Raw genomic sequence first — 16223 nt, 5'->3', positions numbered from 1 at the left:
TCAGCCACAATTATATATCTTTGCCCGTAAAAAACATAAGTAAAGAATAACCATGAAGCAACTTTTATTATTAACGCTATTTATCCCGGCCCTACTCTGGGCTCAGGAAGATTCCAAGTATTTAGCCGGAGCCGTTCCGGTCGAGAATGGTAAAGTAGTATTCGCAAAGGAGATAAACGCACCTTCTTTTTCGAAAGATGAAGTATATGACAAAATGCTGGACTGGGCGGACGGTTTCTTCAGTGAAGACGGTAACCGCGTTGTCTATTCCGACAAGGCAAAAGGCGACATCGCCGCAGTAGGGCAAACCAACCTGGTCTTCCAGAGCACCGCCCTTTCTCTGGACCGTACGGAAATGAACTATCGCGTCACGATGGAATGCGAGAACCAGAAATGTATAGTGAAAGTGGCCGGTATCCGTTACGAATATAATGTATCGTACCAGCGTGAACCGGAAAAATACACCGCCGAAGAATGGATTACAGATAAGTATTGCCTGAACAAAGACCAAACCAAATTGAACCGAGGCAACGGCAAATTCCGAAGAAAGACAGTCGATTTCATTGACGAAATGTTTGCCTCCGCCTCCGCCGCTTTAGGCACGCAGGCAACCGCCAATGTAGTTCCGGCAACACCGGTCACTCCCGCCCGGACTGTGACACCTGCCCAGACCACCCAACCGGCAACTCAGGTTCCGGCAAAAGAAGGATATGTGGCTTTTGCCGCCGACAAGGTTCCGTCTACATTATTACAGATGTTACCGGAAAGCGATATGCAGGTCGTATCCGCCGGTAAGCCGGATACAAAAGAGACATCCGCCCAGTGGAAAGGCACGGGCAATATGTTCGGCAAATCGATTGCCTCGATCGCCATCAGCAAAGATAGTCCTGTCTATAAAGAAATAGGTAACAATGACACATATAGCTTGTCTTTCTTCAAGAAAGGTGAAAGCGGGGATGCCTGGCTGATCATCGACTGCCGCAAGCAGGGCGAAACGGCAGAAGGCCAGCAGATAACCGTCATCGGTGAAATCGTAAATGTATGGATGAAATAGGATGATGAAAAAGCTGTTTTTCCTTCTATTGATCATGCTCCCTGCGCTGGCAACGGCACAGGGGCATAAAGGCGAAGTCGATGAGTGTGCCCCGATGAGAAACGGGAAAGTATGCTATCGCGACACAGTCCATGTGAAAGATATGAGCCAGGACCAGATATTCGAAGTAATCAACCAATGGGCGAAGAAAAGCTATGCGAAAGATATATTCCTGTCGAATGTCAACTCCAAGAAGTCCAAAGGGACTATCAACGTTTCTTCCAAAGTCGAGATGCTGTTGAACGATACAGACAAAACGATCATCAAATACAAGATGAAAATCAATTGCCACGACAACTGCTACTCGGCAGAAGTTAGCAATATCGTTTATCAATACGATCCACAGAACAATAAGAAGTTCAAGACGTATTCGGCAGAAAGCGTAATCGCCAATAATGGCAAAAGCAATACGGTTGCCTTGATCAAGGATCCGAAGCTGTTTTGTAATGCCACGTTCTTCTTCGTCGAAAACCTGTTTGCCGACATCCTGGATGCAGTGAACGATGCGGAACTGTAGCATAAAGAGCTAGCTCCATAAGCACGGCACAAAAATTCCCCTATACGAGAAACTACGGTTTCCTGTATAAGGGAATTTTTCATTTTCAATCCCCCTCTTTCAATTGCAAATAACACCACAGCGGATAATGGTCGGAATAACGCACCTTGTCGACCGTGCAGTTGATCGGTTTCATATTGGCTGAATGCAGGATGTTGTCGATCCTGAACCAAAAGAAGTTTTCATTATAGGTGACCCCGACACCACGGCCTGAAGCAGCATAAGCATCTTTCAACGGCCCCTGGATCGTACGATGGGCATAGGAAATCGGCGTATCGTTGAAGTCACCGCACACCAATACATAATCGGTATCGATCTTTTTGATTTCTTCGGCAACCGCTCTCGCCTGACGGGCACGTATCCGGAATGCAGGTCCCAACTTCTGTTCGATGGAACTTCTCAAACCATCGAGCGTTTCGGAATTCAGATTCTTGATAAATGCGGAATAATGGCTCCGGTCCTCCATCGTCAGCTTGAAAGACTCCAAGTGGTTATTGATCAAAGTCAACTTCTTTCCTCTTATATCCAGTTCATGAATGGACGAGCCGTTGAAAGAGCTGTCATACTTGATCTTACGGGATTTGGAGATCGGATATTTGGAAAATACGGCTATATTGAATTTGAGCGTACCGGAGGTTCCGATCGGAATAATGGAGCGATACCTATACATCTTCAAGGCATTGGCGATCTTCTGATTCGTCAAAAAGTTCTTGGAAGTACCTACTGCATATTCCTGCAGACATACAATATCCGCACCGGAATTCGCAATATACCGTATGATCGGATTCGGAGCATCTTCCGTATGGCCTTTATAACCGAATCCCATGACATTATAAGTCAAGACTTTCAGTACATTCTCTTTCGGAATATCGTCCATTCTGTCATGGAAAGGGAAATAACGGGTTACAGGCCCCCTGCAGATCAGGAACGAACATAGTCCGACCAACACAAACCGCCATTCCCAAAGAAACAGCCAATAAACAACAAAACAGAGGTTCAAAACGCAAAACACAGGAAATCCCAACCCCAGATAAGAGAAGAACACACTCCTGTCCGGTGAAATTCTGTCCGAGAAGGCCGAAGCAATGAATAGCAGAATAACTATCACATTGGCAGTACCGACTACAGATTTAAACAGAATCCTGATCGCTTTAAACCGCTCGCTCATTTTTTGCTGGCATCAAATAGTTTTTTCTTTTCTTCTGCCGAAAGGCTTTCGTAACCGGAACGTTTTAATTTATCCAATATTGCATCCAGATCGACTGTTTCCCGATGTTTACGGGCATTATATTCATAATCGGTCTCCGGACGTTTATAAGTCACACGCATCTTGGGTTTCCGCTTTCCCAGATTCACCACCCAGTCAAGCAAGCGGTTCATAGGAGCCGTCAGATCTTTGCCATCCTTGATCCGGGCGGCAAACCAGATGCCGAACAACGCCCCGCCGATATGGGCGATATGACCGCCGGCATTCGTCGATGTAATAGCCAGCAAGTCTATCACAAATGTAAACAAGGCCAGATAAATCAACTTGATCCTCCCGATCAGGAACAAGCCGATCTCCAAGTCTTTCCGGTAGAAAGAGACGGCAAACACAATGGCCATAACCGAAGCCGACGCTCCCATCAAATAACTATAAGCGGCAACTGTACGGAAATAAGGGAATATGTTGTATGCCACAAGAAACAAGACAGCCCCGGCAATACCTCCTAACAGATACAGGCCGCCTAATTGCCGCTCACTGAAAAAAGTAAGGAACAAACCGCCGAACCAGTATAACCACAGCATATTAAACAGAATATGCAGAAAGTCGAAATGCGTGAACATATAAGTAATAATCGTCCACGGCCGGTACAAAAGCAATTCGGGAGACGAAGGCACTTGCAAATACTGCAAAAACGGAAAACCGCCCAGATTGAACAGCATCAGGATCACACTTGCCAACCGTATAATGACGAATAGCCCGACATTGATATAAATCAGTTTTGCCAGGATGTTGCCGGAATTGAAAGTCCGTTTGAGATTAGTAAAAATATCGCCCATTGTCTATATCTTTCTTTTTCCAATACCGAACCAGGAAATAACCGAAAAGCATACCGCCCAGGTGGGCAAAATGCGCCACGGAATCACCACCGTTGTTAGCGACACCCATAAACAATTCGGCCAATCCGTAAAAGATCACGAAATATTTTGCCTTGATAGGAATAGGGATGAACATCAGGTACAGCGGAACATTCGGGAACAACATGGCAAATGCCAGCAAAATACCGAACACGGAACCAGAAGCACCGATCGTAATCAGATAGTTCAATGAAGGATCTCCTGCAACCAACTGTACCAGAGTAACCCCGTTCGCACTTGCGAAGGAATGGACGGAATACAGCCAAACCAGTTCCTGCGTAATACCCGCCCCGATACCCGTCACCATGTAAAAAATCAGGAAGCGCTTCGGCCCCCAGACATTCTCCAGCACGCGTCCGAACATATACACACCGAACATATTGAAAAACACGTGCGCAAACGAATGGGTATCATGCATGAACATATAAGTCACAAACTGGAAAGGATAGAAATCCTTCACACCCGGAAAGTGCAGTCCGAATAACTGGACTAAATCAATCCCGACTTTAGGTAAAACAAGACTCGCTACCCAAAACAACAGGTTGATAATGATAAGGTTTTTCGTAACCATCGGGATACTGCTCAGGAATCCCGAACTATTTTGATTCATCATATATTTACAATTTAAGGACAAAGGTATATATATTTCGGCAGTTTTCTGACAAAATAGCACTAAAACATAGTAAATCAATAAAAAAAACTCTTTTTTTCTTTGCGATATATCAAAATAGAATTACATTTGACACCGACTTTTTAGGCTATCACAAATATTGTTTAATATATTAATTATCAAACCATCATGAACAAAACAGAATTTATCAATGCTGTAGCGGAAAAATCCGGTTTAAGCAAAGTTGATGCAAAGAAAGCTGTAGAAGCTTTTGTTGAAACAGTATCCAGTGAATTAAAAGAAGGTGGCAAAGTGGCCCTTTTAGGTTTTGGTTCTTTCTCTGTTGCTGAAAAATCTGCACGCAAAGGTGTTAACCCGAAGACTAAACAACCAATCGAAATCCCGGCACGCAAATCAGTTAAATTCAAAGCTGGCGCCGAATTGACAGAAATCATCAAGTAAATTAGTCTTACACTCTCAATAAGTAAAAAGGCACTCCGCAATCGGAATGCCTTTTTTATTGCATGCCGGTTACTTTATCAAATCATAGTTATCTCTTTCCTACCCACACCAATCTTATGGTTTTTACAAAATAAACCTGTACCTTTGCAGGCAAAATAAATCCGAACATATACTAAACGAATATGGTTATCGAACAACAGATTACCGGTGCTATCATTACCGGCATAAAAGAACTGTATGGCGCCGATGTGGCAGCCAACCAGGTACAACTGCAAAAGACAAAGAAAGAGTTCAAAGGACATCTGACTCTGGTTGTTTTTCCCTTCCTCCGCATGTCGAAGAAATCTCCGGAACAGACTGCCCAGGAAATTGGCGAATACCTGCTCCGGCATGAACCGGCTGTAGCCGAATTCAATGTAATCAAAGGATTCCTCAACCTGACCATCGCCTGTGCCTGCTGGATCGATTTATTAAACGAAATCAACGGCCAGCCGTCATACGGGATCATCCCTGTAACGGAACAGTCTCCGCTGGTCATGATCGAATATTCTTCTCCCAACACCAACAAGCCGCTCCACCTTGGACACGTGCGTAACAACCTATTGGGTTACAGCCTGTCCGAGATCATGAAAGCAAACGGCAATAAAGTGGTAAAGACGAACATCGTAAACGACCGCGGTATCCATATCTGCAAGTCCATGCTCGCCTGGCAGAAATGGGGCAACGGCGTGACTCCCGAAACGGCCGGCAAGAAAGGCGACCACCTGATCGGTGACTTCTACGTCCTTTTCAGCAACAAACTGAAAGAAGAGACTGCCGCCCTCGAAGCAAAAGGCATGACGAAAGAGGAAGCCGAAGCCGCTTCTCCCCTGATGGCCGAAGCACGCGAGATGCTCCGCAAATGGGAAGCCGGCGACAAGGAGGTACGCGCTCTTTGGGAAATGATGAACAACTGGGTGTACGCCGGATTCGACGAGACATACAAAATGATGGGCGTAGACTTCGATAAGATCTATTACGAATCACAGACCTACCTGGAAGGTAAAGGCAAAGTGCTGGAAGGGCTCGACAAAGGCATTTTCTACCGCCGTGAAGACGGTTCCGTATGGGCAGACCTGACCAAAGACGGCCTGGACGAGAAACTGCTGCTCCGTGCCGACGGAACTTCCGTCTACATGACACAAGATATCGGAACTGCCAAATTGCGTTTCGACGACTATCCTATCAACAAAATGATCTATGTGGTAGGAAACGAGCAGAACTACCATTTCCAGGTATTGTCCATCCTGTTGGATAAATTGGGTTTTGAATTCGGCAAAGGCCTTGTACATTTCTCTTACGGCATGGTCGAACTGCCGGAAGGCAAGATGAAGAGCCGCGAAGGAACGGTTGTCGATGCAGACGACCTGATGGAAGAGATGGTGGGTACAGCCCGCGAAATCTCGCAGGAACTGGGCAAAGTGGACGAAATGACACCGGAAGAAGCCGAAAACATCGCCCGCATGGTCGGCCTCGGTTCCTTGAAGTACTTCATCCTGAAGGTGGACCCGCGCAAGAACATGACTTTCAACCCGAAGGAATCGATCGATTTCAACGGTAATACCGGCCCGTTCATTCAATACACATATGCCCGTATCCGTTCCGTTCTGCGTAAAGCTGCCGAACAGGGCATCATTTTACCCGAACAACTGCCGACAACGACTACCATATCCGAGAAGGAAGAAAACCTGATCCAGATGATAGCCGACTACGCTTCCGTCGTTCGCGAAGCAGGAAAGGAATACAGCCCCGCCCTCATCGCCAACTATACTTATGACCTGGTAAAAGAATACAACCAGTTCTATCACGATTTCTCCATCCTCCGCGAAGAGAATGAAGAAGTAAAAGAGTTCCGCCTTGTCCTCTCCGCCAACGTAGCCAAGATTGTCAAATCGGCCATGTCATTGTTGGGAATCGAGGTTCCGGAGAGAATGTAAGAAACGGATCATGAATATAGATCAACAGACAAACGATGCTCTCCTGCGATTTCAGCGTAATGAAGTCACAGAGAGCATTGTTTTTATACAAAGCTGGCGACAATCGAGAAAGATTCGGACAAGAAGAATGTGCTGGCCCGTATATTAGCACTACTTTTGCCATCAAGCTAATGGAAAGTAGCGAGGAAGGTGCAAAGATATGCCAACAATAAAAAAATTTGAAAAACAACTATCATACCATCATGTTTCTTGTGTGAAGATTGAATATCATAACATGCAGATATGATAGTTTCCTTTTTAACTATCATTCTACTATCATAAATCAGCTGTTTAACCATCATTTTAGCCGTTTTACCCGAAACAAAACACTCCAAAAGAGTTAAAAACAGACTGTTTTCCGGAAAACATAAGGCTTTTTTGCCGGAACACGTTACTTTTTTACACAAAAGACATTAGATCTTCTCCCTGAAATACCCGTATCAGAGCCTTTTATACCTCCATCTGACGGGTATCGACACCCGGGTCTGCAGGTAGCCGACATCCGGGTCTCAATAAAAATATGTAGTTATTCTTATGAAAATAAGCTATATAAAACGCGTAAAAAAGATACAGTCTTTATGATAGCATGATAGTTGAAAAAACATCTATCATGCCTACTATCATCTCACACAAACATTGATATTCATAATATCAAGAGCAGAGCATGATAGTATGACAGTTGTTTTTGCAATCAATAATAAGTAAGCTTTTTGTCAAGCTTTCTTTTTACGCGTTGTCTTCTTTGCAGCCGGTTTTTCTCCAGCTTCGGCTATGATCTTTTTACAATCTTCAAGTGTCAGGATTGTCGGGTCGGTTACCGTTTTCGGAATACGATAGTTCGCTTTCTGATAAGAAATATAAGGGCCGAAGCGACCTTTCAGGATTTCCATCTCCGGATCCTCCTCGAACTTCTTGATAAAACGTTGTTCGTCTTTCACCCTTTTCCCTTCGATCAAAGCGATTGCTTCCTCTGCCGTAATCGTCAGCGGATTCAAATCTTTCGGAATAGAAACAAATTTACCGTCATGACGGATAAACGGCCCGAAACGGCCGACAGCCGCCACCATCACCTTGCCTTCATATTCACCGACCGTCCGGGGAAGATCAAAAAGTTTCAGAGCCTCTTCCAATGTAATCGTATCAATGGACTGGCCTTTCATCAGAGAGGCAAACTGAGGTTTCGGCGCCTCTTTGTCGTCAGCATGTGCCGCCCCAATCTGAACGACAGGACCATAGCGGCCGATCTTCACAAACACCGGGTTGCCGCTCTTCGGATCGATACCGAGCTCGCGTTCCCCTACTTTATGTTCGGTCTTAACGGCAGCCGTAGCCTCTACGATCGGATGGAAAATCTTATAGAATTTATCGATGGCCTTCGTCCATACCAGTTCGCCTTCCGCAACCGAGTCGAATTCTTTTTCTACACTGGCCGTAAAGTTGTAATCCAACACATCCGGGAAATACTCCATCAAAAAGTCGTTTACTACCGTACCGATATCGGTCGGCATCAGTTTATTGCGGTCGGCCCCGACGGTCTCGGTCTTTTCCGCTTCCTCGATCTTTCCCTTGGACAGCGAAACAACTGTGTAAGCACGTTCCACGCCTTCCTTATCTCCTTTCACCACATATTCGCGGTTCTGGATCGTCTGGATAGTCGGCGCATAGGTAGACGGACGTCCGATGCCCAATTCTTCCAAACGGCGAACCAGGCTGGCTTCCGTATAGCGCGGAGGACGCTGCGTGAAACGCTCTGTCGCCACGATATCTTTCAATGACAATGTCTCATGGAGCTTTACCGGAGGAAGCAGGCCGTTTTCCTGTTCTTTCTCCGTATCGTCGTCATTGCTTTCCATATAAACCTGAAGGAAACCTTCGAAACTGATCACTTCGCCGACAGCGACAAAACGTTCCGTCTGTCCGCTGATACCGACCGAAATAGTCGTACGTTCCAATTCGGCATCCGCCATCTGGCAAGCGATCGTACGTTTACGGATCAGTTCATACAACTTCTTTTCCTGCGAAGAACTCCCTGCCTCCACATTACTGATATAAGTCGGGCGAATCGCTTCGTGTGCTTCCTGCGCCCCTTTGCTCTTGGTATGATATTGGCGGAACTTATAATATTTCTCACCGTATGTTTCGAAGATAGCCTCTTTCGCCGTACCTAATGCCAGATCGCTCAAGTTCACGGAGTCGGTACGCATATAAGTGATCAGTCCGGATTCATATAAACGCTGTGCGATCATCATCGTCTGCGACACGGAGTATCCTAACTTACGAGCCGCTTCCTGCTGCAAAGTGGAAGTCGTAAAAGGAGGTGCCGGCGATTTCTTTACCGGTTTCGTCGTGATATCGTCAATCGTAAACGAAGCATTCTTACAGGATTCCAAAAAGGCTTCCACCTCTTTCTTATCTTTCAGGCGGCGGTTCAATTCGGCTTTCAACACCGTCGTGCCGTCAGGCAGGATAAAGTTTGCAATCACACGGAAAGCCGCCTCGCTTACAAATTCATTGATCTCCCGCTCCCGTTCCACAATCAGGCGCACAGCCACCGACTGCACACGCCCGGCCGATAAAGCCGGTTTTACCTTACGCCACAAAATCGGTGAAAGTTCGAATCCCACGATACGGTCCAGCACACGACGTGCCTGTTGGGCGTTCACCAAGTTAATATTGATATCGCGTGGTGTTTCAATAGCATGCAGAATGGCATTCTTGGTAATTTCATGAAAGACGATACGTTTAGTATTTTCAGGTTTCAGGCCCAGCACTTCATACAAGTGCCAGGATATAGCCTCTCCCTCACGGTCCTCATCGGAAGCGAGCCATACCTGTTCAGCAGACTTGGCTTCGGATTTCAGTTCGCTGACTAGCTTCTTCTTGTCGGCCGGTATCACGTACTGCGGAGCATAGTCGTGCTCGATGTCAATACTAAACTCTTTCGTCTTCAGATCGCGGATATGACCATAGCTCGACATAACCTTATAATCTTTTCCGAGGAACTTTTCAATGGTTTTTGCCTTAGCGGGTGACTCCACTATTACCAGATTCTTTTGCATAATAACGTCTTATCTTTTTGAAATCGGGTGCAAACTTACACAAAATCCATGATTTATGGTTTATCATTTATGATTTATGATTTAAATTTGCACTTTATCTGCCCAAATCGGCATCTATAATTCATAAATTACAAATCATAAATCTCGAAATGGAAACTATTAAACAACTCATTACCGACGGTAAAACAGACGAAGCTATCCGTTTGTTGGACGAATACATAGAAAAAAACACATCTTCTGATGAAGCGTATTACTTACGTGGCAATGCCTACCGTAAAAAAGGGGATATCCGGCAGGCCCTGAACAACTATCTTACGGCGATGGACCTGAACTCCGACAGTCCCGCACAAATCGCCCACGATCAACTGATTTCAATCATGAACTTCTACAACAAGGACATGTTCAACCAATAAGAAAGGCCGCATCTATCACAGACACAGCCTTTCGATGTTAAATCAAAACTATTATGAATAATAAAAATTTACTTCAATAAAGAGCAGGGACAAAGATTGTCTTTCTCAATATCCTTGAAATAGTTGTATGTACCGACTTTCAGTTCTGCACAAGCAGCCTCGTCGGCAACGATAATACCCTTCGGGTGCATCTGCAAAGCCGTGATAGTCCACATCTGGTTTACCGCACCTTCAACAGCCTGCTGCAAAGCACGGGCTTTGTTATGACCGTTCACCATGATCAGCACCTCTTTTGCATCCAATACCGTAGCAACGCCGACCGTAACGGAAGTCTTCGGAACTTTGTTGACATCGTTATCGAAGAAACGGGAATTGGCGATGATCGTATCGGTTGTCAAAGACTTGACACGGGTACGGGAAGACAAAGAAGAACCCGGCTCGTTGAAAGCGATATGCCCGTCAGGACCGATACCGCCCAGGAACAGGTCCACACCACCGGCAGCTTTCATCTTTGCTTCGTAAGCGGCGCATTCGGCTTCCAGATCTTCTGCGTTTCCATTCAGGATGTTCACATTCTCAGGCTTAATGTCGATATGGCTGAAAAAGTTGTTCCACATGAAAGAATGATAGCTTTCAGGATGGTCTTTCGGTAAACCTACATATTCGTCCATATTGAAAGTTATGATATTCTGGAAAGAGATTACCCCCTGTTTGTTCAGTTCGATCAGATTCTTGTACATGCCCAAGGGAGAAGAGCCTGTAGGCAAGCCCAATACAAATGGTTTCTCTGCCGTAGGATTCGCCTTCTTAATTTTGGCGGCCACATAATTAGCGGCCCACTTTGAAAGTTGCTCGTAATTAGGTTCAATAATTAGTCTCATACGCTTTTTTTAATTTAGTTCTTTCGTTCCTAAAAGTAATACCTTTATTCTTTCTGACCAAGAATTTTCCATTTTCAATTCTCAGTTTTCAATTTCTTGGCCATTTCTTCTCCCAAAGCCCAGCATTCTTCATACTTGTCGGCTTTCAGAGCTTGTTTCTGTTCCACCGGAACACCCACAACTTCCCATTTCATCTTCTCGCCGAATGCCGCCAAGTTTTTCACCGCAGCTCCCGCCCAAGTGAAAGAGCCGAAATAGCCGTAGAGACGATGCTTCACTTCGCGCGTTTCGATCTTATCCAGAATCGATTCGATTTCAGGGAACAGACGGTTACTGTAAGTCGGGCTACCGATAATCAAGCCCTTATACTTGAAAATATCTTTCAAGACATAAGATGCAGGGCTCTTGCTCACATTGTGCATGACGATATTCTTCACCCCGTTCGCGGCCAAAGAAGCGGCAATCGCTTCTGCCATCTGTTCGGTATTGCCATACATGCTGCCGTACACGATCGTCACACCTTCTTCACCTTCATAACGGCTCATACGGTCATAAATATCGATCGCTTTTGCTGCATATTCACGCCACACCGGACCGTGAGTCGAACAGATCGTCCGGATATCCAAAGCCGACAACTTCTGCAAAGCACGCTGTACAGGATTTCCATATTTACCGACAATATTGGAATAATAACGGAGCATTTCCTCCCAATAATGTTCCACATTCATTTCAGAGTCGATCACACCGCCATCCAACGTTCCGTAAGTACCGAAGGCATCGGCAGAGAACAGGATTTTGTCAGTCGAATCGTAAGTGACCATCACTTCCGGCCAGTGCACCATCGGAGCCATATAGAAAGACAGTTGGTGACGGCCCACACTCAGGGTGTCTCCTTCCTTCACTTCATACAATCCCGTCGAGATACCGTGATACCCATTCAACATGCCGAAAGTCTGCTTGTTTCCAATAATCTGGACATCCGGATACTGCTGGCGCAACAAACGGATACTGCCCGCATGATCCGGCTCCATATGATTCACGATCAAAAAATCCAAAGGACGCCCGTCGAGAGCATCCGCTATTTTTTTCAAGAAAATATCGGAATAACACACATCCACCGTATCGACCAGGACCGTTTTCTCGTCCACGATCAGATAGGAATTATAAGATACACCATAAGGCAAAGGCCACATATTCTCAAAAAGAGCTTTTTGCCGGTCGTTTACCCCTACATAGTAAACTTTATCTGCTATTTCTTTTAACTTATACACTTTGAAAATTAAAAATTAAAAGTTGAAAATCAAAAATCAAATCTTCTTCATTCCTTTTCCAAGCCGCATGGCACGCCATACGAAGTAGATACCGGCCAAAACGAACGGAATACTGAGCCATTGCCCCATATTCAGCATCATATCAGCCTCGAACTCTTCCTGATCGTTTTTCAAAAACTCAATGAAGAAGCGCGAACCGAATACGCAAATCATAAATACACCGAAGATAAGCCCCTCCTTCTTCCAGGCATCTTTTTTGAAGTAGAGCCACATACAAATAACGAAAGTCACCAAATAGCTGGCGGCTTCATAAAGTTGTGTAGGATGACTGGGAGCGGTAAAAACGGGAGCTGCTCCTCTTTTCCAAGCATGCAGGTTTTCAATAAAACGAAACCCCCAGGGCAGATCTGTCGGATGTCCGTATATTTCATGATTCATCAGGTTTCCCAATCGGATCATAGCAGCCACAAGGCCGGTAGGGACCACCAGTTTGTCGAATGTCCAAAGCATGCTCCGATGGCTAACCCGCTTAGAATAAAAATAGATGGCGATGATTATACCCAACGTTCCCCCATGACTGGCAAGTCCACCCTCCCAAACCTTCAGAATTTCGAGCGGATTCGCCAGATAATAATCCGGAGCATAAAACAGACAATGCCCCAAACGGGCACCGATAACTGTTCCCAACATCGTATAAATCAGCAGGGAATCGATCCATGCCGGATTAAGTTTCTCTCTTTTCCACATCTTTTCCACGATCTTGTAACCGATCAGGAAACCGATGGCAAACGCCAGTCCGTACCAGCGTATCTCACGCGAACCGATGGAAAAGATGGCGGGGTCAGCCGTCCAGGTAATAAAATCAAGCATAATTATTACATCAATTGATAATTGACAATGGACAACTGGCAATTTAAGAGAATGAGGCTCCTTCCCTAACTGTCAATTATCCACTGTCAATTCATTTAAACCAATTTTTTTATTAAGTCTTCTCTTTCGCCATAAAGCATATCGATCACCGGCAATTCGATCATCGTGTAGGCACCTGGCTGCTGTTTGAAACTTGCACGGGCAACACAAACCAATATCTGGGCAGTAAGAGCCGGGTTGTTGATCTTCATGTCGAATTCGATCAACTGGTTCTGCGTTTTACCGGAAACACCTTTACGAACAAGATTCACGCCATGTCCCATATCTTTCAGGTCGTCCACACAGTCGACCTGGATCACATGCGTTTCGTCGTGCACAAAATAGTCGTCCGCCTTGATGGCAGCAGCTACTTTATCAAAATCATATCCTTCTTCCACTTCGATATAAACCATACGACGATGAACGCCTGTACCCATCGGGATTGTCATGGACAAAGCCGCCTTTACACCTTCGATAGCTTTAACGGCAACGGTATGTCCCATGCTCATGCCCGGTCCGAAATTCGTATATGTAATTCCTTTCGGAACGATCGCCTGCAACAAAGCACGAACGATAGAGTCGCTTCCCGGATCCCATCCGGCAGAGATGACAGCAACGGTATTATGAGCTTTCGCTACAGCATCAAGCGAACGGCGCAGATCGACAATACCTCCGTGGATATCGAAACTATCCACCGTATTGATGCCTAAAGAAAGTATTTCTTTGGCGTAAGTCTCTACGCTACGTGTCGGAGTTGCCAGAACTGCCACATCCACTTTATCCAACTTCGTGATAGTATCAGTGACAGTATATCCTTTCAATTCATCCGGAATATCATTCGGATTACGACGTACAACACCAGCTACTTCAAAATCGGGAGCAGCTTCCAGGGCCTCCAATACATACTTTCCAATATTGCCATATCCAACAATGGCAGCTCTAATCTTCTTCATACTTTAGTTTTTACTTTTTCTTCAGCCACAAAAGTAGTTATAATTAGGGGATTGACAAGAGAGGGGTATGTTGTTTTTGTTTAAAATGAAAAGAGGTTCCCTCATCCTATATCATATAGGATGTTTTTACTATCTTGCTCTCTGAAACAAAAAAAGGAAAATGACGAACAGCAAACTCATATATATCGAAGACGATCAGATCTTAGGGAATTTGATTACACAAGCCTTGGTCGACTATGGATTTGAAATCGATTTCAGGACAACATTAAACGGGCTTCAAGAGAGTTTGGCTTCCATGCTGCCGGACTTACTGATATTGGATATTGAGGTAAACAATCAAAGTTGCCTCGACATTCTTCCCGCTATCCGCTCACAATATCCGCAACTACCGATCATCATAGCTTCCTCACATACGAACGGAGCCAAGATCGTCCGCAGTTATGACGCCGGAGCCAACCATTACATTAAAAAGCCGTATGACGTTACGGAATTGGTATTTCAGATTCAAAACCTATTGCAACAGTCCGAAAAACAGCTGCCTGCGATATGGAAAATCGGCACTTATCAGGTAGACACAGCCAAGCATCTTCTGATTTATCCGGATGAAAGAATTGAAAAATTATTTCCGAAAGAATTTCAGGTTTTGCAAAAGCTATACTCCAATAAAGGACAGGTAGTCACACGCAAACAACTGCTCGAAGAAATATGGGGAAACGATTCGAGTGAAGAAAGCCTGAACAATATTATCTCGCAACTCCGCAAAAAATTCATGCAGGATAAATGTATTAGCATCCAAACATATCCATGTATCGGATATCAACTGGATTTCTGACGGACAACCCAACCGGGAGAAACCGAACCCGATCCAGCCTCTCCCGGTTGTCAAATCCGCCCATCAGAAATGAAACCGTACTCCGGCGTCAAAGTGCAAACGAAAGATTCCGGTATGCTCCTCATCTCCATAACCCGCATAGTCCTGCTTCGGCAAAGAGCCGCCGATGTATCCAAGGTTTGCTCCGATCCCGACATGATCAGACAGATAATATTCCGCTCCAAACAGGAAATCATATCCCACACCCGAAAGAGAAGCGCTCGTGCCTTTCGCCGACTCCCGATACTTGAAATAGCCGATACCGAATTTTTCCTCAATCCCCCAACAGCCTACTTTTTGTTTCATCACAAACTGAGGCGCCACGTATGCAAGCCCCACTTTGACATCCACATTCGAATAGGCATAGGACGACTTATAGCCCGAATACATCAACCCGGCTCCAAAGCCGCTCCTTGACACCCAATCATAGCCTAATTGCCAATCCATACCGTTCTTGGGATTGCCCGATGCACCCGACGGTAAATAATACTTACTGGTTATAAAAGCATACCCGACATTAGCATAGAACGTGCTGTGCCGGAAAGCACTTTTAGCCACACCGGTGGTATTTTTATCACCAACCGGAGCAGACAAATCGGCAACCGTCCCCGTTTCCCAATTTGCCGTGTCGCCGATCCAAAGCATATCGCCGGCGATCTGATGGCAACTGCTACCCAGTAGCGACGGCTTCCGGTGATCCGTCAATGCCAAAGCATTTCCGCCACTCTTCGCCGTCTCCTGTTTGGCCAACGCCACAACCTGCTCGTAGTTACACTTGGTGGATGCCCCGCCATCCACCACTCGTACACTTCCGATCCGCTCTGCCGTCTCCGGCACGGTTTGCCCGACTCCATACAAATGGACTTCATCCGCAACAACACGGGATGGATATTTCTTTTCTATGTGTGTCAACACTTTGGGGGCGCAACTGCCTAAAAGAAGAGGCAGAAGCAAAGAAAAAATCAACATTTTCATTCTTGATTATATTTTTTAATTAATCAAATATTAT

Annotated in this window: 15 protein-coding genes; 6 read left to right on the top strand and 9 right to left on the bottom strand. The window is 45.4% G+C overall.

What is annotated here, in order from left to right; genetic code table 11:
* The first annotated feature begins 52 nt into the window (after positions 1-52).
* Positions 53-1054, top strand: a complete 1002-nt coding sequence (locus KTG12_RS12395) for a DUF4468 domain-containing protein (RefSeq protein ID WP_155143591.1) — start codon at positions 53-55, stop codon at positions 1052-1054.
* Positions 1055-1058: 4 nt separating this feature from the next.
* Positions 1059-1610 (top strand): DUF4468 domain-containing protein, encoded by a 552-nt coding sequence (locus KTG12_RS12390; protein WP_036724423.1) that lies wholly within the window; start codon positions 1059-1061, stop codon positions 1608-1610.
* An 85-nt stretch (positions 1611-1695) separates the two neighbouring features.
* On the opposite strand, the gene KTG12_RS12385 is transcribed toward KTG12_RS12390, so the two are convergent.
* From KTG12_RS12385 to KTG12_RS12375, 3 genes are read right to left on the bottom strand one after another with little or no spacing between them, the layout of a single operon-like run.
* Positions 1696-2817, bottom strand: coding sequence for an endonuclease/exonuclease/phosphatase family protein (locus tag KTG12_RS12385; RefSeq protein WP_022321945.1), 1122 nt, complete (start codon positions 2815-2817; stop codon positions 1696-1698).
* Positions 2814-3692 (bottom strand): rhomboid family intramembrane serine protease, encoded by an 879-nt coding sequence (locus KTG12_RS12380; RefSeq protein ID WP_022321946.1) that lies wholly within the window; start codon positions 3690-3692, stop codon positions 2814-2816. The genes KTG12_RS12385 and KTG12_RS12380 overlap by 4 nt, the downstream gene beginning before the upstream one ends.
* Positions 3673-4383 carry a rhomboid family intramembrane serine protease gene (locus KTG12_RS12375; RefSeq protein WP_005637476.1) on the bottom strand — a complete coding sequence of 237 codons (711 nt, stop codon included), beginning with the start codon at positions 4381-4383 and terminating at the stop codon, positions 3673-3675. The genes KTG12_RS12380 and KTG12_RS12375 overlap by 20 nt, the downstream gene beginning before the upstream one ends.
* 186 nt (positions 4384-4569) lie before the next feature.
* Between KTG12_RS12375 and KTG12_RS12370 the strand changes: the two genes are divergently transcribed.
* Both KTG12_RS12370 and argS read left to right on the top strand, forming a co-directional pair.
* Positions 4570-4842, top strand: coding sequence for an HU family DNA-binding protein (locus tag KTG12_RS12370; RefSeq protein WP_005637478.1), 273 nt, complete (start codon positions 4570-4572; stop codon positions 4840-4842).
* A 182-nt stretch (positions 4843-5024) separates the two neighbouring features.
* Positions 5025-6818 carry an arginine--tRNA ligase gene (gene argS / locus KTG12_RS12365; protein WP_138272832.1) on the top strand — a complete coding sequence of 598 codons (1794 nt, stop codon included), beginning with the start codon at positions 5025-5027 and terminating at the stop codon, positions 6816-6818.
* Between the two features lie 752 nt (positions 6819-7570).
* On the opposite strand, the gene topA is transcribed toward argS, so the two are convergent.
* Positions 7571-9916 carry a type I DNA topoisomerase gene (topA, locus tag KTG12_RS12360; protein WP_005647008.1) on the bottom strand — a complete coding sequence of 782 codons (2346 nt, stop codon included), beginning with the start codon at positions 9914-9916 and terminating at the stop codon, positions 7571-7573.
* Between the two features lie 149 nt (positions 9917-10065).
* Here topA and KTG12_RS12355 point away from each other — a divergent pair, with 149 nt between their 5' ends.
* Entirely contained in the window at positions 10066-10329 is a 264-nt protein-coding gene (locus tag KTG12_RS12355) for a M48 family metallopeptidase (protein ID WP_055284703.1), read from the top strand.
* 68 nt (positions 10330-10397) lie between these two features.
* On the opposite strand, the gene nagB is transcribed toward KTG12_RS12355, so the two are convergent.
* From nagB to KTG12_RS12335, 4 genes are all read right to left on the bottom strand, one after another.
* A complete protein-coding gene (gene nagB, locus KTG12_RS12350; protein ID WP_122116059.1) occupies positions 10398-11210 on the bottom strand; it encodes a glucosamine-6-phosphate deaminase in 813 nt (270 codons plus the stop codon).
* 74 nt (positions 11211-11284) lie between these two features.
* Positions 11285-12481 (bottom strand): FprA family A-type flavoprotein, encoded by a 1197-nt coding sequence (locus tag KTG12_RS12345; protein ID WP_055284701.1) that lies wholly within the window; start codon positions 12479-12481, stop codon positions 11285-11287.
* 36 nt (positions 12482-12517) lie between these two features.
* Entirely contained in the window at positions 12518-13351 is an 834-nt protein-coding gene (lgt, locus tag KTG12_RS12340) for a prolipoprotein diacylglyceryl transferase (protein WP_005637495.1), read from the bottom strand.
* 95 nt (positions 13352-13446) lie between these two features.
* Positions 13447-14343, bottom strand: a complete 897-nt coding sequence (locus KTG12_RS12335; protein ID WP_008154282.1) for a diaminopimelate dehydrogenase — start codon at positions 14341-14343, stop codon at positions 13447-13449.
* A 160-nt stretch (positions 14344-14503) separates the two neighbouring features.
* Between KTG12_RS12335 and KTG12_RS12330 the strand changes: the two genes are divergently transcribed.
* Complete coding sequence (locus tag KTG12_RS12330; protein ID WP_138272831.1) at positions 14504-15175, top strand: response regulator transcription factor; 672 nt, start codon at positions 14504-14506, stop codon at positions 15173-15175.
* A 63-nt stretch (positions 15176-15238) separates the two neighbouring features.
* Here KTG12_RS12330 and KTG12_RS12325 read toward each other — a convergent pair whose 3' ends face one another.
* Positions 15239-16189, bottom strand: a complete 951-nt coding sequence (locus tag KTG12_RS12325; RefSeq protein ID WP_138272830.1) for an outer membrane beta-barrel protein — start codon at positions 16187-16189, stop codon at positions 15239-15241.
* Between the last annotated feature and the right edge of the window lie 34 nt (positions 16190-16223).

This window comes from Parabacteroides sp. MSK.9.14, assembly GCF_019041495.1.
In the GTDB taxonomy this organism is placed as follows: domain Bacteria; phylum Bacteroidota; class Bacteroidia; order Bacteroidales; family Tannerellaceae; genus Parabacteroides; species Parabacteroides merdae.
This window is presented reverse-complemented; position numbering and strand designations above follow the sequence as displayed.

Bases quoted from the DNA above. Each gene is read 5' to 3' on its own strand.
- KTG12_RS12325 (WP_138272830.1), bottom strand. From the start codon at position 16,189: ATGAAAATGTTGATTTTTTCTTTGCTTCTGCCTCTTCTTTTAGGCAGT.
- KTG12_RS12385 (WP_022321945.1), bottom strand. From the start codon at position 2,817: ATGAGCGAGCGGTTTAAAGCGATCAGGATTCTGTTTAAATCTGTAGTC.
- nagB (WP_122116059.1), bottom strand. From the start codon at position 11,210: ATGAGACTAATTATTGAACCTAATTACGAGCAACTTTCAAAGTGGGCC.
- topA (WP_005647008.1), bottom strand. From the start codon at position 9,916: ATGCAAAAGAATCTGGTAATAGTGGAGTCACCCGCTAAGGCAAAAACC.
- KTG12_RS12330 (WP_138272831.1), top strand. From the start codon at position 14,504: ATGACGAACAGCAAACTCATATATATCGAAGACGATCAGATCTTAGGG.
- KTG12_RS12395 (WP_155143591.1), top strand. From the start codon at position 53: ATGAAGCAACTTTTATTATTAACGCTATTTATCCCGGCCCTACTCTGG.
- argS (WP_138272832.1), top strand. From the start codon at position 5,025: ATGGTTATCGAACAACAGATTACCGGTGCTATCATTACCGGCATAAAA.
- KTG12_RS12390 (WP_036724423.1), top strand. From the start codon at position 1,059: ATGAAAAAGCTGTTTTTCCTTCTATTGATCATGCTCCCTGCGCTGGCA.
- KTG12_RS12370 (WP_005637478.1), top strand. From the start codon at position 4,570: ATGAACAAAACAGAATTTATCAATGCTGTAGCGGAAAAATCCGGTTTA.
- KTG12_RS12380 (WP_022321946.1), bottom strand. From the start codon at position 3,692: ATGGGCGATATTTTTACTAATCTCAAACGGACTTTCAATTCCGGCAAC.
- KTG12_RS12355 (WP_055284703.1), top strand. From the start codon at position 10,066: ATGGAAACTATTAAACAACTCATTACCGACGGTAAAACAGACGAAGCT.
- KTG12_RS12375 (WP_005637476.1), bottom strand. From the start codon at position 4,383: ATGATGAATCAAAATAGTTCGGGATTCCTGAGCAGTATCCCGATGGTT.
- KTG12_RS12335 (WP_008154282.1), bottom strand. From the start codon at position 14,343: ATGAAGAAGATTAGAGCTGCCATTGTTGGATATGGCAATATTGGAAAG.
- lgt (WP_005637495.1), bottom strand. From the start codon at position 13,351: ATGCTTGATTTTATTACCTGGACGGCTGACCCCGCCATCTTTTCCATC.